Below are 26,383 nucleotides of genomic sequence, written 5' to 3' on the forward strand. Positions count from 1 at the left end.
TAGTTATCCAATCTCAACATTATCGAGCAGTTCTTCAACCACTCTTTGATGGTCAACACCATCGGCCAATGCGTCGTAAGACAACGAGAATCGGTGACCTAATACGGTTGGTAACATGGCACGCACATCGTCCAACGTGACATGGTCACGTCCTTGCAACCATGCATAAGCGCGAGCACATTTATCCAACGCGATGGAAGCACGCGGACTTGAACCAATCTCAATCCATTTAGACAAGTTTGATTCTGGGTAACGCTCTGGCTTACGAGTTGCCATCACCAAGGCCACAATGTAGTTCTCAACTAAATCAGAAACGGCAATGTCTGGAAGTTGGCGCCGAGCTTCAAGTACCAACTCAGGTTCAATATGTTGTGGCGTGACTAATTCTGAACTGGTCTCACTACCGAGTTCCTCACTGCGCACAAGTCGAATGATGTCGCGTTCAGCTTCATCTTCTGGATAGTCGACTGTCACTTTCATAATGAAACGGTCCATTTGTGCTTCAGGCAGTGGATACGTACCTTCTTGCTCAACTGGGTTTTGTGTGGCTAGCACCATGAACAAATCTGGCAGGATGTGAGTTTGACCACCCACCGTAATCGTCCCTTCCGCCATCGCTTCAAGCAGAGCAGCCTGTACTTTTGCAGGCGCACGGTTCACTTCATCGGCTAATACAATGCTGTTGAAAATAGGACCCGGTTGGAAATGCAACTGAGGCTTTCCATCAAGCTCTTGATACACCTCCGTGCCCGTCACATCAGATGGCAGCAGGTCTGGCGTAAATTGAATTCGACCAAAACTGGTGTTCAGTAGATTCGCCAGCGATTTTACTGAGCGAGTTTTCGCTGTACCGGGAAGTCCCTCTAAAAGCACATGGCCATTAGTCAATAACCCTATCACCAGAGCCCGAACGACGTGGCTCTGACCGATAACACTTTTCTCTGTTTGTTCAATCAGTTGGTTTATTGCTTGTTGCGCATGGTTCATAGGTCTTCCCTTAATTCAATCTGGCTGCGTACATCCTACTCACAAGCTCCATAACTATTAGTTATAAACGCGATAATTGGTTACAAGCGGAATAAGCAGCAAGCTCGATAGCCAAGCTCACCTCATCGCTTTATTTAAACCTAGCTTTCAATTGGTTAATGGCTTCCGGCGGTGCCACTTTGCTCAATGATGAAATACATTGCTCAAACGCCTTTGGTACGCCCGGTATATGACTGTTTCGCGCCAACACTTCACACTGGGCATACAGGTGCTGTGGGTTGCGGCTAAATTGGTAAGCCTTATGCAGTGATTGACTTGCCGCAAGCACATCCGATTTTTCCAAAGCCAATCCGTACACATACCAATATTGAGGGTCGGTTTGCGCAGTTTCAGCGGCTTGTTTAAGGTAGTCCGTTGCTTGTTCGTAATCTTTCACACGAAGCAGAGACAATCCTGTGCTGTATGGCAAAACACTCGATTTAGGCTGAGCTTCAATACCTTGCTTCAAGGTCGACAACGCTTTTGCCTCGTTACCTTGCGCTCGATACAAATCCGCTAAATTGGCGTAGCTGTTTTCGAAATAAGGCTCAATCTCGATAGCGCCTAGATAAAACTCAATCGCTTTGTCGTGCTGGCCTAAATCTCGGTAAACGTTGCCTAGGTTAGTACGTCCAAATCCTCTGTCGGCATTAAATTGCTGTATTTCTATGTACTCTTCTAATGCAGGCTTGATTTGGTCTTTCTGCAGAGGGTTCATTTCTCCCCAATAACGCACTAATGCGCCTGCGGTTTCTGAACGAATCGACAATACAGGGTCTTTCAGTAGCGGCTCTAGAATTTGCCAACGGTCAGTGAATGGGAAACCAGACGAGCCTTGTACCACACCCAAACGGATCATTTCATCATCATGTTTCACCGCTCTTGCCAGCGAAATAAGCGTATTCTTACCCGTATTACCGCCCAAACGTTCTAAGCTCGATGCACGAATGATATTGCTTAAGCTAGAGTCCTGAGCCGAGTATGCCAACGCATCCTCTGCACCTCTGTGCCCTATCGAGTCAGCATAAAAGGCAACGGCAAAGTGCTGCTGATTACGATACTTAGAATCTGGGAACCACTCACCGATTTGCTTATCTGCCCACTGGTCGGTTTGATCTGCATGACAGCTAGTGCACACGTTCGGCGTTTTAATGTGTTGGCTAATATCAGGACGTGGGATATGCCAACTGTGGTCACGCCTTGGGTCGACCTCCATGTAAGTCGTCTCTGGCATGTGACAAGTCGTGCATTGTGAAGCTTCAGTATTCGCTTCGTGGAATGTGTGCTTTTCAGGCGTGTATTCTGATGCAATATGACATTGGCTACACACGGCTTCTTCCGCAATTTTTAGTTCAGCGGTATGAGGATCGTGGCAGTTAGTACATGTGACGCCTTTTTCAGCCATCACGGATTGAAGGAAAGATCCGTAAACGTAATCTTCATCGTAGATTTGACCATCGTTGTGGTAAAGCTCTGGGGTAATCAAGCTCAAGCGATACTTATCAAAGAAAGACCCGTTAACGTGATCACCCGTTTCATTTAACTGAGTACGACGGCTGTGGCATTGAGCACAGGTTTGAACTTGATTGGTATGGATGATGTCTTTTGGTTGCAGGGTTGAATTACCCTCTTGATAGATCCACTCTTTGACCGACTTCGACAAGTCGCGGTCAAAACCATAATGCGCCGAGACTGGAGCATCCTTTCCACCGTTAGCTTTTGCTAGCTGAGCCTTTTCAACGTGCTCACTCGCAGGGCCATGACACGCTTCACAACCGACATTAATCTCAGACCAAGTAGTGTTGTAGGTATTACTCGCGCTGTCGTAGTTTTTCTCTAGGTTCGTTGAATGGCAATCAGCACACATGAAGTTCCAGTTTTGACCGCTATTGGTCCAGTAGAATTCATCGGTGTTGGTGGTATCAGGATAGAGGTGAAACCAGCGTTGACCGCCTTCGCCCTCAGTGCGAGAATCCCAAGCGAAAGGAATCAACTGTACACGGCCGTCTTCAAATTCAACCATGTATTGTTGTAGTGGTTCAAAGGCAAAGGTATAGCTGATTTTGTAATCTTTAAAGTGGCCGTCTTGCCCTTCAATATTGACCCAGAACTCTTCGCCCTTGCGGAAAAATCGGTTGGGTTTACCGTCATGAGTGAATGTTTGATCGTTGAAATCGCCTAATACAGATTCGTCTGTAGCGTGCTTCATCGCCATATCATGATGAGAGCCCTCCCACGCTGCGACTTCTTCACTATGACAATCAACACATGCTTCCGAACCGGCATAGCTGGCTTTAGAACCGATAGGTAAAGCGTCAGAGCTAACGGGTGACGCTACAGAGTTGGCCTTTGAAATATCAGAGTTGATATTAGGATCTTGCTCGTTGGCATAGGCGTTCAGACTGAACAGCGACAACATCAGTGAAGACAAGATTGCGGATAATACTGCGACTCGCTGGTGTTTCAATCCGTTTACCAGTGAGCACAACCATGCAGACATAACATTCCTTGTTTTTATACATCCTTATGCTTAATAAGGTAGACGTAAAAACAACGAATTTACAATTATTTAGTCGCAATGAGCTCGATTGTTGTGATTCGTATTCACGACCGGGATTTACTCATCGATATGCGCATAAAAAAAGAGCTCCTAAGAGCTCTTCAATCTGTTCAGTTTCACTCAAACAATCACTTACTTGTTATGAGATTCCTGCAGTTTTTCCATTACCTGATCCAAGCTAAAGCTCGCAGCTTTTTGACGTGGCGGATATTCAGCAAAGGTTTCTAGGAACTTGCCCACATACGCTTGTGCTGGAACGAACATATAAGCATGGTCTAACAACCAGTCGTAATATGTGTTCGATGTAATGTCTGCGTTTTCGTATGGGTCCATACGGAGGTTAAACAGCTTAGGAAGACGTAACGTCACGAACGGTTCAGCCCAAATTTGCATAGTACCCGTTGCGCGCTGCTCCATAAACACCGCTTTCCATTGGTTATAACGAAGTGCTGCTAGATCACCGTCATCGGTAAAGTAGAAGATCTCATGACGACGACCTTTTTCTTCTTCGCCAGTTAAGTATGGAAGGAAGTTATAGCCATCTAAGTGAAGCTTGAACGTTTTATCACCAGCGGTGTGGCCTTTAAGTAGCTTCTCTTTGATTTGGTCATCGCCTGCTGCTGCAAGGAAGGTTGGCATCCAGTCCATATGGTGCATGATTTCGTTAGAAACGGTTCCTGGCTCAATTTACCCGGCCAACGAACCATAGCAGGTACACGGTAAGCACCTTCCCAGTTAGTATTTTTCTCACCACGGAACGGCGTTGTACCCGCATCAGGCCAAGAGTTCATGTGAGGGCCGTTATCCGTTGAGTAGAAAACAATCGTGTTGTCTTTGATACCCAACTCATCCACTTGCTTCAATAGTTGCCCAACGTGTCGATCGTGCTCAACCATACCATCAGCGTAGTTACCGACACCGGTTACGCCTTTACTGTCGGCTTTCACGTGCGTTCTAAAGTGCATACGTGTCGCGTTCCATCACACGAAGAATGGTTTGTCCGCTTTCACTGCGCGATCCATAAAATCAAGTGCCGCGTCTAGTGTTTCTTCATCAACCGTTTCCATACGCTTACGCGTCAGTGGACCGGTATCTTCAATCTTGCCATCAGCGAATGACTTAATGACACCACGAGGGCCAAATTTCTTACGAAACTCAGGATCGGTTGGGTAATCTTCATTCTCTGGTTCTTCTTCAGCATTTAGGTGGTAAAGGTTGCCAAAAAATTCGTCAAACCCGTGTGCTGTTGGAAGGAATTCATCTTTATCGCCAAGGTGGTTTTTACCAAATTGACCTGTCATGTAACCCATAGGTTTCAGCATTTCTGCGATTGTCGCGTCTTCTGCTTGTAAGCCAATGTCTGCGCCCGGCAAACCTACTTTACTCAAACCCGTTCGTAATACACTTTGTCCCGTGATAAAGGTAGAGCGACCCGCAGTACAAGATTGCTCTGCGTAATAGTCCGTAAACATCATCCCTTCTTTCGCGATGCTATCAATATTCGGGGTTTTGTAACCCATGAGACCGAAGGTGTATGCACTCACATTGGATTGACCAATATCGTCCCCCCAAATAACCAATATATTTGGCTTTTCAGCCGCAAAAGTGGCGCTGGACGCGGCCATCATCGCTGTACCCAAAATCGCTAATCGACGTTTAGCGCCATATTTCGCTGTCATAGAAACCTCTTCGTAAGTTATTTGCATCCTGCCCTACAACGTATAGTCCATTTTTTACACATGCGCGAGATACCCTAAGCTATTAATCTTTTTGTCATTTTTATTGAGATACGGATACAGAAATCATCGATAAGGTTTACGCCAACAAACATGATAAGGATCACACATACAAACTAAGGCTTTATTCTACGTACCCACTGGAGCTGATATTAATCAATAGGTTACCTAAGCATCATAACGATTGGTTATAAGCACTATAAAAGGACGTAACGGAATTTTGAGAATAACATTTGCTCATCGATGCGTTGTTCTAACGCATTAATCTTAAAAGTGAATCGGAGTCCTTATGGGTACTAAAATTAATAAACTAGCATTAGGTGTTGGCTTATTAGCAGCTTCTTCAGCGGCAACAGCAGCAGAAAAACCAAACATTCTTGCTATCTGGGGTGATGACATTGGTGTATTCAACATCAGTGCATACAACAACGGTATGATGGGTTACGAAACACCTAACATCGACCGTATTGCTAACGAAGGCGCACTATTTACTGACCACTACGGTCAACAATCGTGTACTGCTGGTCGTGCTGCATTCCTAACAGGTCAAGAACCTTTCCGTACTGGTCTATTGACTATCGGCATGCCAGGTTCGGACCACGGTATCCCTGATTGGGCTCCAACGATCGCAGACCTTCTTAAAGAACAAGGCTACATGACAGCTCAGTTCGGTAAGAACCACATGGGTGACCAAGACAAACACCTTCCAACGAACCACGGTTTTGACCAGTTCTTCGGTAACCTGTACCACCTAAACGCCGAAGAAGAGCCAGAAACATATTACTACCCTAAAGACCCAGAGTTCCGTAAGAACTACGGCCCTCGTGGTGTAATCAAGTCTACTGCTGACGGTAAGATTGAAGATACTGGCCCAATGACGCGTAAGCGTATGGAGCATGCGGATGAAGAGTTCCTAGAAGAATCTCTAGCATTCATGGAAAAAGCGGTAAAAGCTGACAAACCATTCTTCATCTGGCACAACACCACTCGTATGCACGTGTGGACTCGCCTACAAGAGAAATACCAAGGTAAGTCAGGTATCAGTATTTATGCTGATGGTATGTTAGAGCATGATGACCATGTTGGTGTGCTTCTAGACAAGCTGGATGAACTAAAAATCGCTGACAACACTATCGTAATTTACTCTACCGATAACGGTGCTGAAACGGTTTCTTGGCCTGATGGCGGCGCAACTTACTTCCACGGTGAGAAAGGTACAACTTACGAAGGTGGTATGCGTGTGCCTCAGCTAGTTCGCTGGCCTGGGACTATCAAACCTGGAACTAAAATCAACGATATCATGGGCCACCAAGACTGGATTCCTACTCTACTAGCAGCCGCTGGTGATGATAAAGTGGTTGAGAAGCTAGCATCTGACAAAGGTGCAACTTACAACGGTAAAAACTGGCGCGTACACCTAGATGGTTACAACTTCCTGCCTTACTTCCAAGGTAAAGAAGAGAAAGGCCCTCGTGACAGCATGCTTTACTTCTCTGCTAACGCTGAGCTAAACGCAGTACGTTGGAATGACTTCAAGATTTCGTTTGCTGTGATGGATGGTAACATTGTGGATGCAGTTCGTTTCCAACCAAACTGGCCTCAAGTTGTTCACCTACGTGCTGACCCATTCGAGAAAGCACCGCACGAGTCTGGTATGTACCTACGCTGGATGGCAGACAACATGTGGTTATTCGTTCCAGTAGGAAATCAGGTTCAAGAGTTTATGACGACGCTACCAGATTACCCTATGCAGAATAGCCAAGTACTGAACCCAGGTAACTTCAACCAGAATGCATACATGCTTCAAGGTAAACTTAAGCAACTAGAAGCAGCCGCAGCACAAGCTAAATAAGCTACTCTAGATTAAAAATGTAATAACGAAGCCGTGGTGACTGAATGCAGTGACCGCGGCTTTTTAGTATCCAATACAAATAACATAAGACGCGAACCGCCAACTAGTACAATTCACACCCAACCTACCCTCTCATTTTTCAAAAATAAAAACTCACACTAGTCAATGTGAACCTTAATATATGACCGTTGCGTTAAGATTTCGCAAATTTTTTCAAATCCTTATGACATGACTTGAATTGGAGTTCTTACCATGCGATTGTAGTTCAACTGCCCATAAACAACTGTATGACTATGAAAACATTACAATCCATTGCGCTGCTTTCGACAATTATCGCAGCGCCACAAGTGTTAGCTGACGTAACAATTGAAGTTCCTTCTAGCGCAGATGCTTTAGTCGAAGTCTTAGCTGTAAATGAAGCTAAACCCGATCTTGACGGTGGTTTCTTCTCTTCGAGCAAAACGATCACCGTTCCAGATGGCGTAAACCAAATCGTTTTCAAATATCAAGTTGCTTTCAGCCAAGGCAACGACCGTGAGTTTGTCGACAGCGATACCATTATTGCTACTTTTGATGCGACAGACACAGCATTGACGTTTGACATGCCTAAGTTCCGTAACACCAACGAAGCGAAAAAAGGCCTTCAAAACTTAGATTGGAAACTGGTTGATGAAAACCAAAATGCAATCAGTGTTAAGCAAGACAAACTTATCAAAGATGGCATGCAGATTGGTCGTAAGTACCCGCAAGAAGCGAAGGAGTACAACCAGAAAGGCGGCATCGCTGCACTTACAGTAGGTTCTAGCGCGGGCGTAGCAGCTGCTGTCGCACAACCGGTAACGCTTCCAACAAAGATTGACGGAAATGCAGCAAATACAGCTGAAGAGATGCTCTATTTCTGGTACGAAAAAGCGGATGCTGAAACCAAGCAGAAATTCAAAGACTACGTGAACAAGTAGCTCAATGAGCTTAATTTAAAAATGAAAGAAGCTGGCAAACTGCCAGCTTCTTTTTTGTCTTCATCTAGATGATTTAGGCTTATAGAGATTAAGCAGACTCAGTCGATAACACTTTACCATCCACTTTAGTTGGCCATCCTAGCGCTTTATACTCAGCTGCTAGTAAATGGGCACAGCGGCTAGAAATTCTGGTCAAAATCAGCTTTAGCTAAGTAACCTTGAACAAGCTCTCGATATTGCTGCTTCAATGGCGCTTCAATAAAGCTCGCGTCTATCGCATTCAAACTAAACAGCGCTAACTCCTGATGCGTCATCTCATGAGCTTTGCTCACCGCATTAAAGTTATCCGACATGTAACCACCAAAATAAGCAGGGTCATCCGAGTTAATCGTTACAGCCACACCCTTTCTGAGCAGTTCGACAATGTTGTGGTCTTCCATCACATCGAATACACGCAATTTAATATTCGACAGTGGGCACACCGTCAGTGGCATTTTGGTTTCAATCAGCTCTTCGATTAGAGCTTCGTCTGTCATGCACTGGACACCATGATCCACTCGACTCACGCTGAGCATTTCAATCGCATCGACAATGTTTTGAGCCGGCCCTTCTTCTCCTGCATGCGCCACCGTCAAGAAGCCCGCTTGTTTTGCTTGTTGGAATACACGCTTGAACTTCTCTGGTGGGTGTCCTAATTCAGAAGAGTCCAGTCCAACCCCGACGATCTTATCTTGATGCTTCAATACCTCTGCGAACGTTTGAATGGCGCTCTCTTCAGATAAATGGCGCAGAAAACATGCGATGATTTGAGAGGTAATGCCCAACTCTTTATGACCCTGTTCAAGCGCACGATGAATGCCGTTAATAGCGGTGTCGAATGCAATGCCACGATCGGTATGTGTCTGAGGATCAAAGAAAATCTCAGTATGGATAACATTGTCGGCTTTACAGCGTTCTAGATAAGCCCATGTTAAGTCGTAGAAATCCTGTTCTGTGCGCAGTGCATCAGCACCTTGATAATAGATATCCAGAAATGACTGTAAATCATCAAATTCGTATGCGCGTCTTAGTTGCTCTGGGGATGAATAAGGCAGCTCAATGCCATTGCGTTGAGCAAGCTGGAAAAGTAACTCAGGTTCGAGCGAACCTTCAATGTGTAAATGCAACTCTACTTTTGGGAGCCCTTGAATAAATGCGTTCATATTTCACCTACTATGGATTTTAGGTGTGCACTTACTCTGAATAATAGACAGGAGGTTTTCTTGAACGCCATTACAAAGAGTAAGAACACAATTGTGATCTAAACCCTTCGTAATCAGCACTTTGCGGGAGCTGGTAGAGACCCCCAAACCATATCATTGGGGTTATACGAAGCAAACGGTTGCTACTATACAGAGTTTAATGGGAATTTCACTAATAAATTGCTCATTAACCGATTTCTAAAGCAGGAACCTGTTTGGTTCGATCTCAACGGTAATCTGGTCGTATTCTCGACATCAGCAACATATCGATGTACTTACCCGCTTTGAACGTACTGAGTCTTTTTGTGCCTTCTAACTGAAAGCCTACACGTTCATACAAAGCAATAGCGGCGTGGTTATCGGCATGAACCTCTAACTCAAGACGCACGAGATTAAGCCAGTTATCCGCCTGATTGATCGCTTCTTGCATTAACGCCTTACCGACCCCTTTACCATGCATATCTGGGTGAATAGCAATACCAAGACCAGCGCAGTGCCTGTCTCTTACCTTGGTGGTCATGAATAAAGTAATGTGACCCACTACTTTGCCGGAGACTTCCGCAACCAGAGTGAAATGGTCTGAATGGCCAAACAGTCGCTCCACTTGTTCAGAACTAAGATAAGGCTTTTGTGAGGTGTTTTCTGAAACTGAAGGGCGGCGATAAATATCAAAAATATCTTGGTTATCGGTGGGTTCAAGATGTCTAATTTGTATTTCCAAAGCGCTTCCTTATTATATTATTTTTGTCCATAAGCTAATTTTCATATTACGGATAGCAACGAGCACCTACAACCTTTGAAGGTGTAAGTGCTCGAAATAATTACACAAATAGAAAGGCTGCTCTTAAGCTTCTGCTTTGATTAGTTTTGTTGACGTAGTGTGAATATTAGAATTTGTAGTCAACACCAACACTAGCTAATGCTTGTTCAGAGCTGTAAAAGTCAATCTTAGAGTCAATCGACCTTACACCGAGTAATGAAATAAACGACCAATCTTCATAACCCATTAAGCCACCGAACTCATAAGCTAAAAATGCACCGTATTCATTTTCTTCACGTACTTGCCCGTAAATTGGATTCGACTCATCATATTCACGGTCACTTGCATCTAGGGTAACAACAAAACCGTGGCGACCGACTCTCTTCGCGTAGTTTAATTCAATTCCATAACTATCGAAGCTGAGTGCTCCTCCTTCTGCGTCTGAGTGGAAATACACCATTGAAGGAACAAATAGACCTGCTTGGTTTGGCAAGATAAAGCGGTACCCTGCTTTGGCGTACACATAGGTTCTTTCCCTATCCAGCAGCACAGCATCTTCCGGAGATAAGACTTGGCTACCAGATAGCTCTTCATCAACATCAGATTGCCCAAATGCGAGATCCGTTCGAAAACCAGTTCCACCGATATTAGTGAGCTGCAGTCGTCCTACATTACCTTTCACATCCGTTTCATTTCGATTAACGCCAACAGCATACGGATCCGTCCAAGCCTTGCCCGAGATAAGCGTAGGAAGAACAGAAAAATCCAATATTGTGCCTCCAGATAGCTGATGTCGATAACCAATCTCAAAAGCAATGGTACCTGTTGCAATATCCTCTCGAGTGGTACCCGCATACACTTGATGAGTCAGTGACTCACCAAAGGTATATTGAACCGTACCCAAAAAACCGAGTAGCCCTTGATTTTCGCTGTCCCCCTCCTTGGTGTTAGTTGCTTGATTCGCGTCTTGCTCGGTGCTCAAGTTACTGCTGTCAGAAGATACACCCGTCAAGACACTGAAGTTACCACTGAAACCTTCCGTTGGTGCAAGGCCACTATAAGCAGGCATTGAAGCGAATGCCGAAAATACAACTGGTAAAACAAACCTCATATTCACATCCATTACTTGAATAATCACCAAATAACTATAAGCATCAAATAACTATAAGCATCAAAATGGAATTATAACAAGCATTTGACAACATAAATTTATTCGCTTGACGCTGTCGATATCGCTAACCATTCACTCAAAGACACAACAAATTGATCTATCACGATTGGGCTTTCGTAATACCTCTCGAAAATAACGGACAAAACTCAAAGGAAGACAATATGTTTAATAAATTAATCAAAACCATGTCAGTGCTAGTTGCGACGCTTCTTTTTACGGCTTTTGCTCACGCTGATCACCACGGAATGAAGAAAGATATCGTTGACGTGGCGGCTGAAAACGGCTCTTTCAACACCTTGGTAGCAGCGGTAAAAGCGGCAGGCTTAGTTGAAACATTGAAAGGTGACGGTCCCTTCACAGTGTTTGCGCCAACGGATGAAGCGTTCGCTGCGCTACCAGAAGGAACGGTTGATATGCTGTTGAAGCCAGAAAACAAAGACAAGCTGATTGCAGTACTGACCTATCATGTGGTGCCAGGGAAAATAATGGCGTCTGAAGTGATGAAACTTGATAGTGCCGTAACAGTGCAAGGCGAAGCGGTAATGGTAGGAATTGATCACGGCAACGTGATGGTCAACAAAGCGCAGGTCGTGATGGCAGATGTTGAAGCAAGCAATGGTGTTATCCATGTGATTGATGCTGTATTACTGCCTAAATAATAAAGATGAACACAAATCAAAGGTTCTTAGAGGGTGTGACAGGCTCACACCCTTTTGACGTTTAAATACCAAGTTAAGATCGGTATCAAACTAGCCGAACCTGCCTTTATATAAGCAAGAACCCGGATTACATAAACAAGCGCCCGAATATCAGAAAAGTCGCCATCGATACCACCTTCGTGAAGACCACTACCCAGATGCAGTCACCAATACTAGAGTGCGTCGCTTTCCCGAGTAGGAACACAAACAGAATCAACCCTAACACCCAACCTACTGTTGGAATCAATGACACCAGAGCAACGATAACAGCAATAGTAAGAAGGGATTTAAAATCTGCGACCACGAAAGACATTTTAGAGGCGATGTACATACAACATGCGGTGATTAATGCGTCCATCACAAACGCTAAAGCTTCAATACCCACTTTACTTCCTTCACTGATATTAGTTGAAGTGAATATTATCTCTAAAGAGATGATTTTTCTTGAATAAGAGAACAAAAAGCAGGTGAAAACTGTGTCAAAAATGAGATTACCGTTCGTCTGAAGGCATAGGTTTATTTGTTCGAGTCTTCTAAGCCTTTGACCAGTGCTCGCGACCGAGTCTGATTTGCTTTTTGATAGGCATCAAAGCCATCTTCGCGTTTACCTCCGAACAAACAAAGAAACGAGTTGATGACAAATGAAAAGAATGAGATGACGACAACAAAGAGAGGAAATAACCCCGACACCCCAGCATCTAAGGCAAGAACGCCAACAGCGAAGGACAACATCGACACCAATGTATATAGTTTAGATCTACTCACATGACTCATGAACAACACTCCTTGTATTCATTCAATGTTTAGATTAGACAAATTATCTTGCACACAATTTGAACTCATCGACAATATCAATAGATCAGGAAAAGTTATCCTTAATAAGGTTCATTAATATTTCAAACTCGGTTTCTGTATCCCTAAGAACACGAGTCCGCCTATTCAGCTGCCTTGTCCATCTTCAACTATCTTTTCCATCACGTAATTGGTCAGCTTTACGCCACGCATTTCGACTTCCTGTTCATTTACTACCTTAAAGCCAAGGTGCTCATAAAAAGGCCTTGCGGTAATACTTACTTCAGAGAAATATCTCGATACGCCACGAACTCGACCCACAGTGAAAACATGTTCCATCAACGCTTTCCCGACACCCTTCCCTTGATATTCGTGGTGACAGAAAAAGTGATCAATCAAGCCGTTAGGTTGCAGGTCAGTATAGCCAACAACGCAGCCATCGAGCTCAGCCACAAAGGGTTGTAACCCATTCATACGCTTTTGCCATAACGCAAAGTCAAAGCTACTGGGTGCCCAAGCTTCGACTTGCTGTTGAGAATAATCTCGAACATTCACGTTACGTACGGTATGAAAGAAGATCTCCCACAGTGCTTTGTCATCACTCGCTTGATAGTTTCGAATTCTAACCACAACATACTCCTTTTTGTCTTAAGTCCTTTCTGAGGTGCAAATAAACAGCTGAATCAGCAAGCTTTATAACCTAACAGCCTCAGCTTTAGAGCAAGATATCAACGATAAAACACAGCGAGCCAGATCGTCACCGTATCTTTATCTGTGCCAATAACCTTGTGCTTTTCTCTCGCAGCAATATTGGTGTAATCCCCTTTAGACAAGGTAACAACGCGTCCATCTTCAAACTCGATGACGCCTTGACCTTCTATCACCATCACCCATTCATTCTCATCTTGATCATACCAACCCTCTTCCGGGGAGCTGTGTCCATGCGACAATATTCTTTCAATTCGAACACTGTCGTTGGCAATCAGGTCATTGAATATTTCATTGGGTATTGATGAAGGAACATCATTGTAAATGTTTGGCATCAAGCTCTCCTAGCTAGTATTGAATTGATTAATAATTTGGGCCTTAGCTTCAGTTGTAAACCTAAGCAGTGGCACTCTTTCTGAAGTAAAAACGGTAATAGCCCACCAAGTTACTGCAGATAAACAGCGCCTCCATAACAACCGCTGTTGGCGAACCAACTAAATAATTGTGAACCAACCAAAAGCTGGTTCCGATGATCATCAATTCTCTTAATCGACGGTCATCTTTATTGAAGGCAGCAAAGGTCTGAAATACGGAGGCAAAGCAACTCAATATGCTGGTCAGCCCTGAGTAAGTCACTGCGGTTGCGACCACCGACATCGAAGAAAACAAATATTTAAACTTAGACGAGGTAGAAAATACGCTCGTCAAATAGCGAATCGTGGCAATCGTCATTAAGCTCGCCGCTGTCCATTGTTCAAGAAGGATAAAGTGACTCGAAATAAGAACGCCAGCAAAGAACAGACAAGTGACGATTTTCTTCCTTTCCTTGAATTGGAATGACAGAAGATCAAAACAAATGGCTATCGCGACTAATACTTGGGAAAGATAAAAGGCAGACACGGTGATTCCTTCAATAATAACATTCCGCCCTAGCCGCTTCTTTCACGGTGAATAATCGAATAAAACATACTAGGCGGTTACAACAAAACAGAGCAAACAGCGCTCTAAAGCTTCTATAAAAATCTAAAGCTTCAACACACCACTAATCACAGTGGTCGCAGAGCCGATTAACTTTATTCGCCCATTAGCCAATAATTCAGTCGACATATAGCCACCACGACGAGACGCCTGATAAGCACTGAAACTGCTTTTGTTGAGCTTTTCTGCCCAGTGTTGCGTCAATGCGCAATGTGCCGAGCCAGTCACAGGATCTTCATTAACCCCAACCCAAGGTGCAAAGTAGCGAGAAACAAAATCAAGTTCCGTATTTGCTGCCAATGCTGTCACCACTACACCTCGCCCTTGAATACCTTTTAACGCATCAAAGTTTGGTGAAAGCTCCAATAACACTTGTTCGTTGGAAACTTCGATTAACTGCTTAGAGTCAAATTCTCTGAATGAAACTACTTGATGCGGATCTAAACCTAGGTGTTCAAGCAGCGTGAGGTTGGGTTCAGAACGCAATGATAGCTGTGTACTAGGAAAATCAAGCTCGATAGACGATTCACAAACGGCGGCAGATAATTCCCCAGATAAGGTGTTAAACACGACCTTATCACCTGTCTCAAGCAGTCCTTGTTCTTTCATCACATGAACCGTTGCCAGTGTGCCATGTCCACACAGCTTCACTTCGACTTCGGGAGTGAACCATTTAAGCGTCATAGTGTTAAGCGCGAGAAAAGCCGTTTCAGATACCGCCATCTCTTCAGCGATTGAAAACATTAACGACTCATCCAACGGCTCTTTGGAGATACAGACCCCGGCAGGGTTCCCTTTAAACGCTTGAGTTGTAAACGAATCTACTTGATATATCTCTAAATCCACAATGGCTCCTAAATGCACAACATTTCCCAAACCGGCAATCATGGCTCGTTGGGACATAACCTAGATATTGCTGCCCACAATAAGCACAATCACCTTGTGCTACAAGTCTTTAGCAACAACTTTATCGATACTTATTGAGAAACGAAACAAATGATAAACAAACGTTATAGAAGTGTTTTTAGGGATAAAAGAACATTGAACATAAGAGTAAATCGCGATGGCAAAACAAAGGAATAACGACGATTAATACGAGCGAAAACCCGAAAAAGGTAATCACCGCATCATTATTTAATGCTTAATAACTTGTAAGAATGGATATTATGATGAATATTAATTTAAATAATCCATTCACGGACAATAAACTGGAATACGTACTTGTGTTGAATACGATACGACGGAGTCATCCTTGCCTCACACGATAAAGGTTCGGTATCAAGTAGGAGTAGCAAGTTGCTATTTGCATGAAATGCATGAAGTTGAAGTTAAATTAAGTGCCTAAATTTGAATCATGTCGCAAATTTTGGGCTACGATTTAGTTATCACGTACGAAAGGGAATCCGTCAGTGAAAGCGTTTTGCGTATCAATACTTGCGTCAACATCCTTTTTGGCTAGCCCTGTATTTGGCCAGCAGCATGATATTTATCTCTACAATTGGGATGAATTTTTATCTGACAGCGTCGTTACCCAGTTGAGTGATACCTACGGCATCTCACTAAAGCAGCAATATTTTTCTGACGAGTCCATTCGTGATGAAGTGCTATTGAGTGAACGACGAGGTGCGTTTGAATTGGTTGTCATTGAAAGTATTAAACTGAAAGCGCTGGCTAAACAGAACTTATTCCACAACCTGAGCGACTTGCAGCAATCCCTTTCAAGCAACTTTGACTCAAGATGGGTGGATGGGTGTGGCGAATATGGAATCCCCTACGCTTGGGGGACATCCGGCATCTTATACCGAAGCGGAAAAGTTGAGACTCCCAAGTCTTGGGGCGCTCTTCTAGACCCTGAAACCAAAACCAGCGGCCGAATCAGCATGTATTATGAGCCTACGGATTTGGTGAGTGCTGCGCTTCTGATGAATCAATTTGAGCCGTTTACCAACAACGAACAAGAACTTCGAGTCGCTTACAAAACGCTACAAGCACAGAAGCCTCACCTTGAAAGTAATGAATACGTTGTCGATTATATTCGTCATCCCGAACACTTAGCCAACATCGACCTCGCCTACGGATACTCAGGTGACAGCTATGTGCTTAATGATACCGAACCTGAGGCATCTTGGGCCTACACAGTGCCTCTAGAAGGAACAACCTTATGGTTAGAGTGTATGGCTGCAATTAACAACGGAGAGCGATCTCCACAGGCAACCACGATTCTCTCCTTCTTATCGCAACCCGAAATCGCCGCTCAAAACGCAATGGATTCATGGTTTGCAACGCCAAGTTCAAAAGCAAAAGCACTCACTTCTCAGGAGTATCAAAACGATCCCGAGCTTTTCCCGAATAAAGAAGTATTAGATCGCAGCTACCTTTATCAGCCGTTAGAACCGAGTAGCATTCAAATTCGCAATCGTATTGTCGACAGTTTGAGATAACTCATGCCAGTATTGAAGAAGCTCTATTTTGTACTTTTACCAACGCTGACATTTGTGCTCCTGATAGCAGGAATCGTGATGTACAACTTCGCATCAAATCATGCTAAGCACATGTATTTGGACAAGGTGCAATCTGATGTGAACACCGCTTTAGTCGCGGCGGAATACGAGCAGCTCGGCTTGTCCTTACTAGTTAAAGATATCGGTTCTTCGTTGCAGTTCCTCCGCTACATTCAAAATCCTGGCGACTACACGACTCTATCGCTATTGGAAAAACGAGTACTCCGAGTATTAAGCCAGAATCACGTCAATCAATTTGGGCAACGCAATGTTTATATCGTGGACCCTAAGTTCAAATTAACGCTTTCGACTCTCAGAGCCGATCCTTTCGAGGGGCTAAAAATCCCTGACAAGATTTATGAAAGAGTCTTCGACATATACACCTCGTTAATCAGCAAGAAGGAACTCTCCTACGAAGGCTTCTCTTATGTCTCGATTAGTGGCGAGCTCAGATATTCGTATGTTGCGGCAATTGACCCTTACCTCCTCCCTCAAGATAAACGTGCAAGTAGCAGTTTAAATCGCTACATTTTGATTGCTGACGGACCTCTGATACAACTCTCTAGCTTATTAATCAAATACAATGACGATGACAATATTCAGTTCTTAATCGAGCCATCCTCAGACGCTGCCAACATTGAAAATACCCAATTCGTTATCAAATCAATTGAGCAAACCCAAGATAAAATCAATGTGCAGATGACCAGCCGACATCTCATCGCGCAAGTAAATATTCGAGAACAAAAGTTCAACCATGAGAAAGCCATCATCGCTAAACAAACCTTGTTAGGTGGCTTTGGTACTCTCTTTACGATCATGTTGATCGTACATTTAGTGGTACGTTACCAACTCGTGCGACCGCTTAAAGACTTACTGCAAGAGATATCGATCGGCGGGCTCAAACTTAGATACTTCAAACGCTCATCAGGGCAAAGTGAAATTGATGGTTTAAAGAACGCGTACATAGACTCATTAACAGAGTTGAAGTTCGAAGCCGAATTCGACCAACTCACCAAGCTAGCTAACCGACGCTCTTTCATCAGACACCTTGATGTACGACTAAAAAGCTCGATGAGCCCACACTGCTATGTGGTTTGTTGGGACATCATCGATTTTCGTAAAATCAACGATCTCTACGGGGCAAAAGTTGGTGATAATGTACTGATAAGCTTAGCTAAAGCACTGAAAGAGACACTACAAAACCAACAAGCCTCTTTGGGCTTTAGTTGCAGTGATTACTCTTTAGCCAGACTGGGAGGGAATCAGTTTATCGCGATCTTGGAGATGGGTAAGAACCAAGTGATAAACGAAGAAATTGAGAACATCAACAATACGCTGACCGGCACCACCTTCCTTGACTACTATGGGTTTCGATTATCACTCGCAACAGGTGTTTTACCGCTCGACACGCCAAAGTTCGATGAGATTTGGCACCGATGCATCGATGAAATGTTAGCTAATGCGAAGTCTCATAGTGATGGCGAAAGTCGTATTGTTTATGGCGAAGAGTTGTTACATACCTTGGAACGCCATGACGTTGTAGAGAAAAGACTCTTAGAGTGCTGCGAAAGTGACAACTTTGAACTTCGCTTTATGCCTATTTTTAACGCCAAGACACTTCAGATAGATGGCGCGGAGTGCCTGATTCGTTGCCCAGCCTTATTTGATATCGATGCGGGACCAGAAGAATTTATCCCAGTTGCAGAAAAGAGTAACCTTATTGCCAGGCTCGACATGTGGGTCATTGGCACCGCGATCAAAAGCTATAAAGAGCTTTCAGAACTTCATAAATACAAGGGCACTCTGTCAATTAATATCTCGGCGATGGAGCTCTACAACCGTAATTTTGCCGACAACATCCGTAAAGTACTCGAACGTTATCAAGTGCCACCTGGCAACATTATTATAGAGATTACCGAGACCAGTTACGTGAAAAGTACCAAGCTTACGGTGCAGACTATCGAGAGCCTCAGAAGCTTAGGTTTAAAGGTCTCCCTTGACGATTTTGGTACGGGCTACACAGCGTTTAACCAACTTCTCCACTACCCTGTGGATGAGCTCAAAATTGATAAGAGCTTTATCGATAACATGGTAGACGACAAGGCCGCCCGCAAGATGGTCGAATCTATGGTTAACTTAGGCCACTCTTGTGACACGCTAGTCGTCGGAGAAGGTGTTGAGTCGATAGAACAGTATCATTACCTCAGAAAAGCCAACTGTAACCTAATACAAGGCTACTTCTTCAGTCAGCCACTCACTTATCTGGAATTCATCGAGTTTGTTCGAAACCATAACCCGCAAGCAATTTTAAACCCGCAGTCTGTTAGCAGTTCGAGATCTAACGAGCGAATCGTTGCACTCACTCAAAAGCAGTAACCTCAAACCTAAACCTAAACCTAAACCTAAACCTCAAAGCCTCTCTTCCTATTCAAGCGCGGAAAGCCACTATAGCTATAACTAGTAGTAGAACTATCTTCATCAGAGCAGGAGCTCTCTATTGGCTGCACATTGAATGAGGAGGCAAATAAAGAATGGCAAAAGCCATGATAGTGAAGCGGGAGAATGGTGAGCGTACAGTCAACAAAACCTAATGATCTAACTTATCGCTGATGCGGGGATTAACTCTGCATTGTCGTTAGTAGCTCCATCATATCTTTAGAGCTGATGTTCTTCTTATGCCTGACTACAGCGTCAATCATCAATTCTAAATTCCCCGCCGAGATATAATCCTTGAGCACGTCATTAAATTTTTCTTGTATTTCATCACTCGTGTACAAGTGCTCAGGAATAAAAAATAAAAATTGGCTGCCACTACTACGAAACGAGATAGTACTTTCTGGAACCTTTGCCGTCAGAGACTTAGCCGCTGAACTCACCACCAAGTCTCCATATTCAAGCCCATACTTTTGGTTAATCTCATTGAGGTTTCTGATTCGTACAAAGTAAAGGTCGAAATTACCGTTTGTTGGATAGCTGTTCTTAACAAACTGCATGAGCGAGACTCGATTGCGAAAGCCTGTAATAAAGTCCGTAGAATGAAGTTTTCGTTTGATGGAAAAATCGATATAGAAAATGATGCCCGTCATCAACAAAATCAAGACAAGAAAGGCGCTGCTGATTTGGTGAACAACAACAAACTTGCCTACCATGGACGTATTTTCTTCAATAACTGGGCTTTGTAATCGAAACTTTTCGTTAATGAATTCGACTAAGGTGGTGTAGCAAATATCGACTTTCTTCTGCAGCGATTCTTTGGGTAGCTGACCTTGGCTGACCAATTTGATTGACGATTCTAGCGACTTAAATTTTTCAAACTCTGCGGTAAAGTAAGGCTTAAAGTTTGCTGAGCGAATAAAATTAGACGATTCAGTGCTGTTGAACAGAATATCAAAACGACTCCAAGTAATGTCATATGCCAACCAAAGTTCATCATAATCAATCGTCTTTGCATGGCTAACCATCAAGAAGTTTGCATACTCTTTGACAAGTTGAAAAACAAACCATGTTGCCTCATTTTGGCGATTAGAAAAGCTCTTGTTGATGTCATTAATTCGAGTAACGCTGTAGATATTGACGGATAGAACAACCACGGCCAAAGACAAAACAACGACTTTGATTGCGGCCATAGACAACAGCTTCTTCATAATTAGCCTCTACAGGTGAATATCACGAATCTGCCAAATCATCTTGGCATGGAAATCAGGGGTATTAGTCTCAGGATTCGCAGAGAGTGGGTAAATCAACCAAAACGGGCCTTTCTCTCTCACAGACATAAACTCCCCATTCTTTTTAATCGCAATGATGGGTTCATAGGTATCAAAATCTTCTTTGGGCACCGCAATTTTATAGTCATTCAATGCTACGAAAGTGACTTGTGATGATATCGGTAGATCCATATTTTCAAGCACCGTTTGTAACGTCACACCACTATAAACGGTCAGACCCTCGACCCAAGGCAAGGTGGTAGTAATTTCTGTCTGAGGAAGTGACAGGAGTTGCTCTCTACTAAAACCATGCTTTTGCCCAGAGTGGTCGAAAACCGTTAACTCTGAGGCTGCAAAAATCGAAAACGAGCAAAGCCAAAGCATCAACAAGAATACAGTTCTCATTCTAAACTCCATTTAAAAGGTCACTAAATTGAGTCTAGTATAAATTGACCATTTAACTTGTACCGATACCACTCAGATTGATTGGTATCACTTTATTCCGAATGCTCCTACACCTCGCTGTTTTTCAATAACTTCGCCGTTTCTCTGTCTCTTCCATCACCGCTCTCGTTCAGCGCTCCCTACCCGCTTGACGTATTTCTTCTCGACTGGTTAGTAAGAAAAACTCGTATTTTACTCTGCGTAAGTAAACCAATCAGCCTTATGAATACGTATCAAACAACAAAATTAACAATAAATATGAGTAAGTAAGTAGCGAGAATGCTGGTTGCTGCATAACCTTTAATCGAACGTAAGCAGCTTTAAGAGACCTAATAACGAGTTCCAGTCGTTTCTTCTCCACCAATTGATCTCGTGTATTGACCTTAGAAAGCTTACTCATTTCATAATCAAGGGAATCGAGAATGAGTTTGAATATAAAAAAATTTAACCCCATGGCGACACTTTCTACCCTAGTAATGACGCTGGTCATGTTTCCTGTTTCTGCTGAAGTTAATCAAGAACAATTCGAATTAGGTAAACAAAAAGCCAAAGTGTGTATGACCTGTCATGGCGCTGATGGCATCTCAACACAAGATCCCTACCCGAACCTTCGCGGTCAAAAAGTGGGTTATCTCATCTCTTCATTGAAAGATTATCAGACTCGAGAAAGAACCAGTGGTTTAGCGATTCTCATGCAGCAACAAGCCGACACGCTCTCAGACCAAGACATCCGTGACATTTCCTATTTCTATTCTGTGCTCGGCAACGAAGCAGGCTCGCTCAGCGATTCAAATTAAGTCAGCGATTCAAAACCTCTAGGCAAGGAGCCTTGTTATGGAACAAGTGACAACGCAATACAGCATTAAGGTCGTGAAGTACTTCATCATTGCATCCTTAGTGTGGGCGATTGTTGGTATGATCATCGGCGTGATTCTCGCCGCGCAATTATATTGGCCAGTCTTAAACTTTGATTCTCAGTATTTCCAATTTGGTCGACTGCGTCCGCTACATACCTCTGGAGTAATTTACGGCTTCGTCGTGAATATCTTGATGGGGACGTCTTTATACATTGCCCAGCGAACAGGCCATTGTGACTTGTTCAACAAAAGCCTTTCATGGATGGTATTTTGGGGCTGGCAATTCATCCTGTTACTTGCGGTCATTTCCTTACCCGCAGGCCACACTACCTCAAAAGAGTATGCGGAGCTTGAATGGCCAATCGACTTGATGATTGTGTTGGTTTGGGTGCTGTACGCGGTGTTGTTCTTTGGCACCCTTGCTAAACGAAAGGTCAGCCATATCTTTGTGGCTAACTGGTTCTTTGCTGCATTCATTATCGTCGTTGCAATGATTTTCATCGTGAACAACCTCGCGATGCCTGTGTTGGCGATGAAGTCCTACTCTGTGTTTGCAGGCGCTCAAGATGCGATTGTTCAATGGTGGTGGGGACATAATGCCGTCGGTTTCTTGCTGACCGCTGGTGTGATTGGTATGAACTACTATTTCATACCCAAAGCGGCGGATCGACCTATCTACTCGTACCGTTTGTCTGTGATCCATTTCTGGGGCTTGGTCGGCTTTTACACGTGGGCCGGAACGCACCATTTGGTTTATTCTTCTGTTCCCATCTGGATTCAGAACATCGGCATCGTTATGTCTTTGATCCTGTGGCTCCCTTCTTGGGCAGGCGCGTTCAATAGCGCAATGACCCTCCTACAAAATAAAGAAAAGCTGAAGTCCGACTACATTCTTTTATTCTTTTTCTCAGCGATTCTTTACTACTGCTTGGCAACATTCGAAGGTCCGCTACTCGCTATTCGCTGGTTCAACATGGTGGCACACAACACCGAATGGATCATCGGGCACGTACATTCCGCAGCTCTCGGATGGGTTGGGATGTCAGGGATAGCGGTTTTTTACTACTTCATTCCACGCTTATGGGGCCAAACCGATCTATGGTCACGACGACTGATTAAATGGCACTTTTGGCTTGCTCATGCTGGCGTCGCCATCTATGCAATAGCACTTTGGATCGCAGGCATCGGCGAGGGATATATGTGGCTCGCTCAAAATGAAAATGGCGAACTGATTTACAGTTTTGTAGAAGCTATGGACTTTAAAGCACCTTGGCTATTCATGCGTTTCTTTGGTGGCGCGCTGTTTGTACTTGGATTGTTCTTAATGGCTTTCAACTTGTACAAAACGGTTCGTATGCCCGTAACAAATGATGCTAAACACACTGTTAATGAAGGAGCTTAAATGATGAGTAAAGACTTTACACATTCAATCGTCATTTTAATTTTGACCACTGTTGTCGTGGCCTCCTTCTCTTTATTGGTCTGGGTAGTGCCAAGCATTGTCCGTGGCGATGATATTGCCAAAGGCAGCTTAGCGATGCCTCTCACACCGATTGAGTTAGCAGGCCGAGACATATACATCAGTGAAGGCTGCCATGTTTGTCACACACAAATGGTTCGCCCTCTAGAGCCAGAAGTGAAGCGTAATGGTCGCCCGAACCAAGAAGCAGACGATATCTATGAGTTTCCTAACTTGTGGGGCTCTAAACGTACTGGTCCTGACCTCACTAACTTAGGTAGAAAGTATTCTGACCAATGGCATGCTATTCACTTAATTGACCCTCGAAAAGTCGTACCGACCTCGATCATGCCCTCTTACCCGTGGCTATTTGAGCAGACTCTGACTGGCGATGATATTAGCGCCAAAATGGAAGTGTTACGTACCTTAGGTGTGCCTTATACCGATCAAGAAATTGGTGATGCCCGTTTGCAAGTAAGAGGCAAAACCAAAGGTGAAGCTCTGATTCGCTATTTACAAAGCCTGGGTAAAGATACGTCACAGGAGGTATCACAATGAGCACATTCTGGAATCTATGGGCGGTACTCTTAACCTTAATATTCTTTGTTCTGATGGTGTCTGTTGTCGTTAAATACTGGCGTAGCAATCACAAGGCCGATCACGACCACACCATTGGCACCTTTGATGGTATTGAAGAGAAAGATGCGCCTCCACCTAAGCTGTTATTTATCAGTTATGCAGTGGCATTTCTTTTGTCTGCGGGTTATTTGGTGCTCTACCCCGGGCTCGGCGAATGGGAAGGCTTAGTCGATTGGGAACAAAGCGACGATAAGCTCAGTTCACCATCCACCACTCTCAATGAGCAATTTGCACAAACCAGCGAAACCACGTTAGAGGGATTAGCTGCTGTCCCAGAGATCGTGAACAGCGGTAGGATTCTATTCCAAACTCACTGTGCCGCTTGTCACCGAGATAATGCACAAGGTCAGAAACACTTCCCTAATCTTATCGACCAAGAATGGTTATACGGCGGCAGTGATGAAGCTGTGATCCATTCGATTGCCAAAGGGCGAAATGGAGCGATGCCGGGTTGGAGTGAAATCATGCGCCCAGACGAGGTGGCAAAAGTCTCCTACTATCTAGCCTCCCTCAACCAACGTCATACCGATGTGCCGAAGATTAAAGTCGAGCTCGGTAAAACCTTGTTCGTCCAATACTGTTCGTCTTGTCATGCCGATGGTGCTGTCGCTAACCCAGCGATTGGCGTACCTGATCTTTCCGATGATATCTGGCTTCACGGAGGGAGTATTGAAGAGATTCAGCACACCATCAATTACGGTTTGAACAACCTAATGCCTGCGTTTGATGAGCAGCTCAGTGAGAACGAGATACTCGCGCTTGGGGCTTATATCCGACACGCTGGTGAAGTTGAGCAACAAAGGCTCGCGAGTTTGAAAGCGTCATCTGTTGAGCGCGGAGAATATCTCGCTTATGCCGGTGACTGTGTGGCTTGTCATAGTGCAGAAGGTGGCGAACCCTTTGCTGGAGGCCTACCGTTTGTGACCCCTTTCGGTACCGTGTATTCAACCAACATAACGCCACACACCACCGAAGGGATCGGGACTTATGACTTCGACGATTTCCGAGCTGCGTTAGTTGCAGGTAAAGGTAAGAATGGTTACCTGTACCCTGCAATGCCCTACACCTCTTATCAATACCTCACCGACCAAGACATGGTCGATTTGTGGGAATACATGCAGTCAATCACTGCCGTGCCACGACGCAATGATGACAACAGCATGATGTTTCCATCCAATATTCGCTTAGGTTTGCTTGGCTGGAACATCGTATTTATGGATACAGACCCTATTGATTATGAAGTACCAGAAGAGCTCAAAGGAGAAATTGAGGATGTCGATAAGTGGCAACAAGGCAAATATTGGGTCGCAGGACTTGGTCACTGTTCGGAGTGCCATACACCTCGAAATATTGCCCAAGCACTGATACCAGAACGTATTTTCCAAGGTAACTTGATCGACGGTTGGAACGCGCCTGATATTACAGCCAATGAGCTCTATATCGATGGTTGGGATGAAGCAACACTCACAGACTTTTTACACACAGGACATTCAGACAAAGGCACCGCTTTTGCGGGTATGGCTGATGTAGTGAAAAACAGCCTAAGCTTGATGACGCGTGAAGATATTGAGTCGATGTCCTATTACCTACTCAGTGGGGACATCAACAACACCATTGCCAGTGATGCCGTTCAGTTACAGCCTAAAGGGTTTGATGAAGCTGCGTATGCCAGTGAAATCTACACCACGTATCGTCAAACCTGTGGGGCCTGTCATGGTGACGATGGTAAAGGTCGCGATCCAATCGCCCCTACTCTGTTGAACAACGGTATTATCATGCACAGCGACCCATTCAATACCATTGCGGTAACGGTGCGCGGCTTGCAACCCACCTATCTCGACAAAGACAGAAATTTCATGCCAATGGCAAGTTTTGAGGATGTACTGTCGGATCAACGCTTAGCTGAGTTAATCACGTTTGTGCGTTTAAACCTTGGCGACAGAAATGAACCGGTCACGGCTGAGCATGTTCGAGAGGTAAGAGAAACACTTGAAGCAGCAGGCTATGCAGGTGGATTACACACCACACCTGAAATGTACGAAAATCGAGATAAGAACATTAACATACGATAGGCGCTGTAGCTGTGCGTAGCCGATTGGCCCAACAAGCAGCGAACAGCACGTAACTTTTATGTTTGCCTAACAAGCCAAAAGGAGACCACTGTGTCTCCTTTTCTTTTGCCCAAACCCAAGTTTTCGATACTTTGCCGTACAACACAATTGTAACTAACTGATTACACAATTAAGCAGAGCTGCACATAATGCGATCAATCTCGCAGAACAAAGATGACACCAAGTG

22 protein-coding genes, 1 pseudogene and 1 riboswitch are annotated in these 26,383 nt (G+C 44.2%); of the genes and pseudogenes, 9 read left to right on the plus strand and 14 right to left on the minus strand.

Going from position 1 to position 26,383, the window contains the following annotated elements; translation table 11 throughout:
* Positions 1-3: 3 nt before the first annotated feature.
* The 3 genes and pseudogenes from AB4623_RS14555 to AB4623_RS14565 all read right to left on the minus strand — a co-directional run bounded on the left by AB4623_RS14555 (position 4) and on the right by AB4623_RS14565 (position 5,265).
* Positions 4-987, minus strand: coding sequence for a MoxR family ATPase (locus tag AB4623_RS14555; RefSeq protein WP_017060007.1), 984 nt, complete (start codon positions 985-987; stop codon positions 4-6).
* A gap of 130 nt (positions 988-1,117) precedes the next feature.
* Positions 1,118-3,526, minus strand: coding sequence for a tetratricopeptide repeat protein (locus AB4623_RS14560; protein ID WP_372146732.1), 2,409 nt, complete (start codon positions 3,524-3,526; stop codon positions 1,118-1,120).
* Between the two features lie 192 nt (positions 3,527-3,718).
* A pseudogene (locus AB4623_RS14565) lies at positions 3,719-5,265 on the minus strand (arylsulfatase).
* A gap of 346 nt (positions 5,266-5,611) precedes the next feature.
* Between AB4623_RS14565 and AB4623_RS14570 the strand changes: the two are divergent.
* Positions 5,612-7,174 carry an arylsulfatase gene (locus AB4623_RS14570; RefSeq protein ID WP_017064704.1) on the plus strand — a complete coding sequence of 521 codons (1,563 nt, stop codon included), beginning with the start codon at positions 5,612-5,614 and terminating at the stop codon, positions 7,172-7,174.
* Positions 7,175-7,467: 293 nt separating this feature from the next.
* Complete coding sequence (locus AB4623_RS14575) at positions 7,468-8,133, plus strand: DUF2057 family protein (RefSeq protein WP_372100647.1); 666 nt, start codon at positions 7,468-7,470, stop codon at positions 8,131-8,133.
* Positions 8,134-8,312: 179 nt separating this feature from the next.
* Here AB4623_RS14575 and AB4623_RS14580 read toward each other — a convergent pair whose 3' ends face one another.
* From AB4623_RS14580 to AB4623_RS14590, 3 genes are all read right to left on the minus strand, one after another.
* Positions 8,313-9,335 carry an adenosine deaminase gene (locus AB4623_RS14580; protein ID WP_136979512.1) on the minus strand — a complete coding sequence of 341 codons (1,023 nt, stop codon included), beginning with the start codon at positions 9,333-9,335 and terminating at the stop codon, positions 8,313-8,315.
* Positions 9,336-9,425: 90 nt separating this feature from the next.
* Positions 9,426-9,525, minus strand: a riboswitch (purine riboswitch).
* A 75-nt stretch (positions 9,526-9,600) separates the two neighbouring features.
* On the minus strand, positions 9,601-10,095 hold the full coding sequence (locus AB4623_RS14585; RefSeq protein WP_372100646.1) for a GNAT family N-acetyltransferase: 495 nt from the start codon (positions 10,093-10,095) through the stop codon (positions 9,601-9,603).
* A 166-nt stretch (positions 10,096-10,261) separates the two neighbouring features.
* Positions 10,262-11,245, minus strand: coding sequence for a DUF2860 family protein (locus AB4623_RS14590; protein WP_102496056.1), 984 nt, complete (start codon positions 11,243-11,245; stop codon positions 10,262-10,264).
* Between the two features lie 221 nt (positions 11,246-11,466).
* Here AB4623_RS14590 and AB4623_RS14595 point away from each other — a divergent pair, with 221 nt between their 5' ends.
* The gene (locus tag AB4623_RS14595; RefSeq protein WP_017064709.1) at positions 11,467-11,964 is read left to right on the plus strand and encodes a fasciclin domain-containing protein; all 498 of its coding nucleotides are present in this window, start codon (positions 11,467-11,469) and stop codon (positions 11,962-11,964) included.
* A 127-nt stretch (positions 11,965-12,091) separates the two neighbouring features.
* Here AB4623_RS14595 and AB4623_RS14600 read toward each other — a convergent pair whose 3' ends face one another.
* The 6 genes from AB4623_RS14600 to AB4623_RS14625 form a co-directional block, all read right to left on the minus strand.
* Entirely contained in the window at positions 12,092-12,388 is a 297-nt protein-coding gene (locus tag AB4623_RS14600; RefSeq protein WP_372118171.1) for a hypothetical protein, read from the minus strand.
* A gap of 131 nt (positions 12,389-12,519) precedes the next feature.
* Entirely contained in the window at positions 12,520-12,777 is a 258-nt protein-coding gene (locus tag AB4623_RS14605; protein ID WP_017060020.1) for a hypothetical protein, read from the minus strand.
* A 165-nt stretch (positions 12,778-12,942) separates the two neighbouring features.
* Positions 12,943-13,425, minus strand: a complete 483-nt coding sequence (locus AB4623_RS14610; RefSeq protein WP_017064712.1) for a GNAT family N-acetyltransferase — start codon at positions 13,423-13,425, stop codon at positions 12,943-12,945.
* Positions 13,426-13,523: 98 nt separating this feature from the next.
* A complete protein-coding gene (locus tag AB4623_RS14615; RefSeq protein WP_017060022.1) occupies positions 13,524-13,838 on the minus strand; it encodes a cupin domain-containing protein in 315 nt (104 codons plus the stop codon).
* A gap of 61 nt (positions 13,839-13,899) precedes the next feature.
* Entirely contained in the window at positions 13,900-14,403 is a 504-nt protein-coding gene (locus tag AB4623_RS14620) for a YgjV family protein (RefSeq protein WP_017071337.1), read from the minus strand.
* 123 nt (positions 14,404-14,526) lie between these two features.
* On the minus strand, positions 14,527-15,327 hold the full coding sequence (locus tag AB4623_RS14625) for a PhzF family phenazine biosynthesis protein (protein WP_065584627.1): 801 nt from the start codon (positions 15,325-15,327) through the stop codon (positions 14,527-14,529).
* Positions 15,328-15,890: 563 nt separating this feature from the next.
* Between AB4623_RS14625 and AB4623_RS14630 the strand changes: the two genes are divergently transcribed.
* Positions 15,891-16,922 carry a PotD/PotF family extracellular solute-binding protein gene (locus AB4623_RS14630; RefSeq protein ID WP_372058252.1) on the plus strand — a complete coding sequence of 344 codons (1,032 nt, stop codon included), beginning with the start codon at positions 15,891-15,893 and terminating at the stop codon, positions 16,920-16,922.
* A 3-nt stretch (positions 16,923-16,925) separates the two neighbouring features.
* Positions 16,926-19,358, plus strand: a complete 2,433-nt coding sequence (locus AB4623_RS14635; protein ID WP_372058253.1) for a putative bifunctional diguanylate cyclase/phosphodiesterase — start codon at positions 16,926-16,928, stop codon at positions 19,356-19,358.
* Between the two features lie 242 nt (positions 19,359-19,600).
* Here AB4623_RS14635 and AB4623_RS14640 read toward each other — a convergent pair whose 3' ends face one another.
* Positions 19,601-20,626 carry a GGDEF domain-containing protein gene (locus AB4623_RS14640; RefSeq protein WP_372058254.1) on the minus strand — a complete coding sequence of 342 codons (1,026 nt, stop codon included), beginning with the start codon at positions 20,624-20,626 and terminating at the stop codon, positions 19,601-19,603.
* A 9-nt stretch (positions 20,627-20,635) separates the two neighbouring features.
* Positions 20,636-21,091 carry a hypothetical protein gene (locus tag AB4623_RS14645; protein ID WP_372058255.1) on the minus strand — a complete coding sequence of 152 codons (456 nt, stop codon included), beginning with the start codon at positions 21,089-21,091 and terminating at the stop codon, positions 20,636-20,638.
* Between the two features lie 461 nt (positions 21,092-21,552).
* Between AB4623_RS14645 and AB4623_RS14650 the strand changes: the two genes are divergently transcribed.
* Genes AB4623_RS14650 through AB4623_RS14665 form a run of 4 tightly spaced genes read left to right on the plus strand, consistent with a single transcriptional unit; the run spans position 21,553 to position 26,157 of the window.
* The gene (locus AB4623_RS14650; protein WP_029235248.1) at positions 21,553-21,927 is read left to right on the plus strand and encodes a cytochrome c; all 375 of its coding nucleotides are present in this window, start codon (positions 21,553-21,555) and stop codon (positions 21,925-21,927) included.
* 37 nt (positions 21,928-21,964) lie between these two features.
* Entirely contained in the window at positions 21,965-23,389 is a 1,425-nt protein-coding gene (gene ccoN, locus AB4623_RS14655) for a cytochrome-c oxidase, cbb3-type subunit I (protein WP_017069846.1), read from the plus strand.
* Positions 23,390-24,004 carry a cbb3-type cytochrome c oxidase subunit II gene (locus tag AB4623_RS14660; protein WP_017064719.1) on the plus strand — a complete coding sequence of 205 codons (615 nt, stop codon included), beginning with the start codon at positions 23,390-23,392 and terminating at the stop codon, positions 24,002-24,004. It begins immediately after the preceding gene.
* Positions 24,001-26,157, plus strand: coding sequence for a c-type cytochrome (locus AB4623_RS14665; RefSeq protein ID WP_372146734.1), 2,157 nt, complete (start codon positions 24,001-24,003; stop codon positions 26,155-26,157). The genes AB4623_RS14660 and AB4623_RS14665 overlap by 4 nt, the downstream gene beginning before the upstream one ends.
* The last annotated feature ends 226 nt before the right edge of the window (positions 26,158-26,383 follow it).

The sequence above is a fragment of the Vibrio sp. 10N.222.52.C12 genome (assembly GCF_041474215.1).
Taxonomy (GTDB): domain Bacteria; phylum Pseudomonadota; class Gammaproteobacteria; order Enterobacterales; family Vibrionaceae; genus Vibrio; species Vibrio crassostreae_C.

Coding starts and splice junctions, on each gene's coding strand:
- AB4623_RS14555 (WP_017060007.1), bottom strand. CDS start 987: ATGAACCATGCGCAACAAGCAATAAACCAACTGATTGAACAAACAGAG.
- AB4623_RS14560 (WP_372146732.1), bottom strand. CDS start 3,526: ATGTCTGCATGGTTGTGCTCACTGGTAAACGGATTGAAACACCAGCGA.
- AB4623_RS14570 (WP_017064704.1), top strand. CDS start 5,612: ATGGGTACTAAAATTAATAAACTAGCATTAGGTGTTGGCTTATTAGCA.
- AB4623_RS14575 (WP_372100647.1), top strand. CDS start 7,468: ATGAAAACATTACAATCCATTGCGCTGCTTTCGACAATTATCGCAGCG.
- AB4623_RS14580 (WP_136979512.1), bottom strand. CDS start 9,335: ATGAACGCATTTATTCAAGGGCTCCCAAAAGTAGAGTTGCATTTACAC.
- AB4623_RS14590 (WP_102496056.1), bottom strand. CDS start 11,245: ATGAGGTTTGTTTTACCAGTTGTATTTTCGGCATTCGCTTCAATGCCT.
- AB4623_RS14595 (WP_017064709.1), top strand. CDS start 11,467: ATGTTTAATAAATTAATCAAAACCATGTCAGTGCTAGTTGCGACGCTT.
- AB4623_RS14605 (WP_017060020.1), bottom strand. CDS start 12,777: ATGAGTCATGTGAGTAGATCTAAACTATATACATTGGTGTCGATGTTG.
- AB4623_RS14615 (WP_017060022.1), bottom strand. CDS start 13,838: ATGCCAAACATTTACAATGATGTTCCTTCATCAATACCCAATGAAATA.
- AB4623_RS14635 (WP_372058253.1), top strand. CDS start 16,926: ATGCCAGTATTGAAGAAGCTCTATTTTGTACTTTTACCAACGCTGACA.
- AB4623_RS14640 (WP_372058254.1), bottom strand. CDS start 20,626: ATGAAGAAGCTGTTGTCTATGGCCGCAATCAAAGTCGTTGTTTTGTCT.
- AB4623_RS14645 (WP_372058255.1), bottom strand. CDS start 21,091: ATGAGAACTGTATTCTTGTTGATGCTTTGGCTTTGCTCGTTTTCGATT.
- AB4623_RS14650 (WP_029235248.1), top strand. CDS start 21,553: ATGAGTTTGAATATAAAAAAATTTAACCCCATGGCGACACTTTCTACC.
- ccoN (WP_017069846.1), top strand. CDS start 21,965: ATGGAACAAGTGACAACGCAATACAGCATTAAGGTCGTGAAGTACTTC.
- AB4623_RS14660 (WP_017064719.1), top strand. CDS start 23,390: ATGATGAGTAAAGACTTTACACATTCAATCGTCATTTTAATTTTGACC.
- AB4623_RS14665 (WP_372146734.1), top strand. CDS start 24,001: ATGAGCACATTCTGGAATCTATGGGCGGTACTCTTAACCTTAATATTC.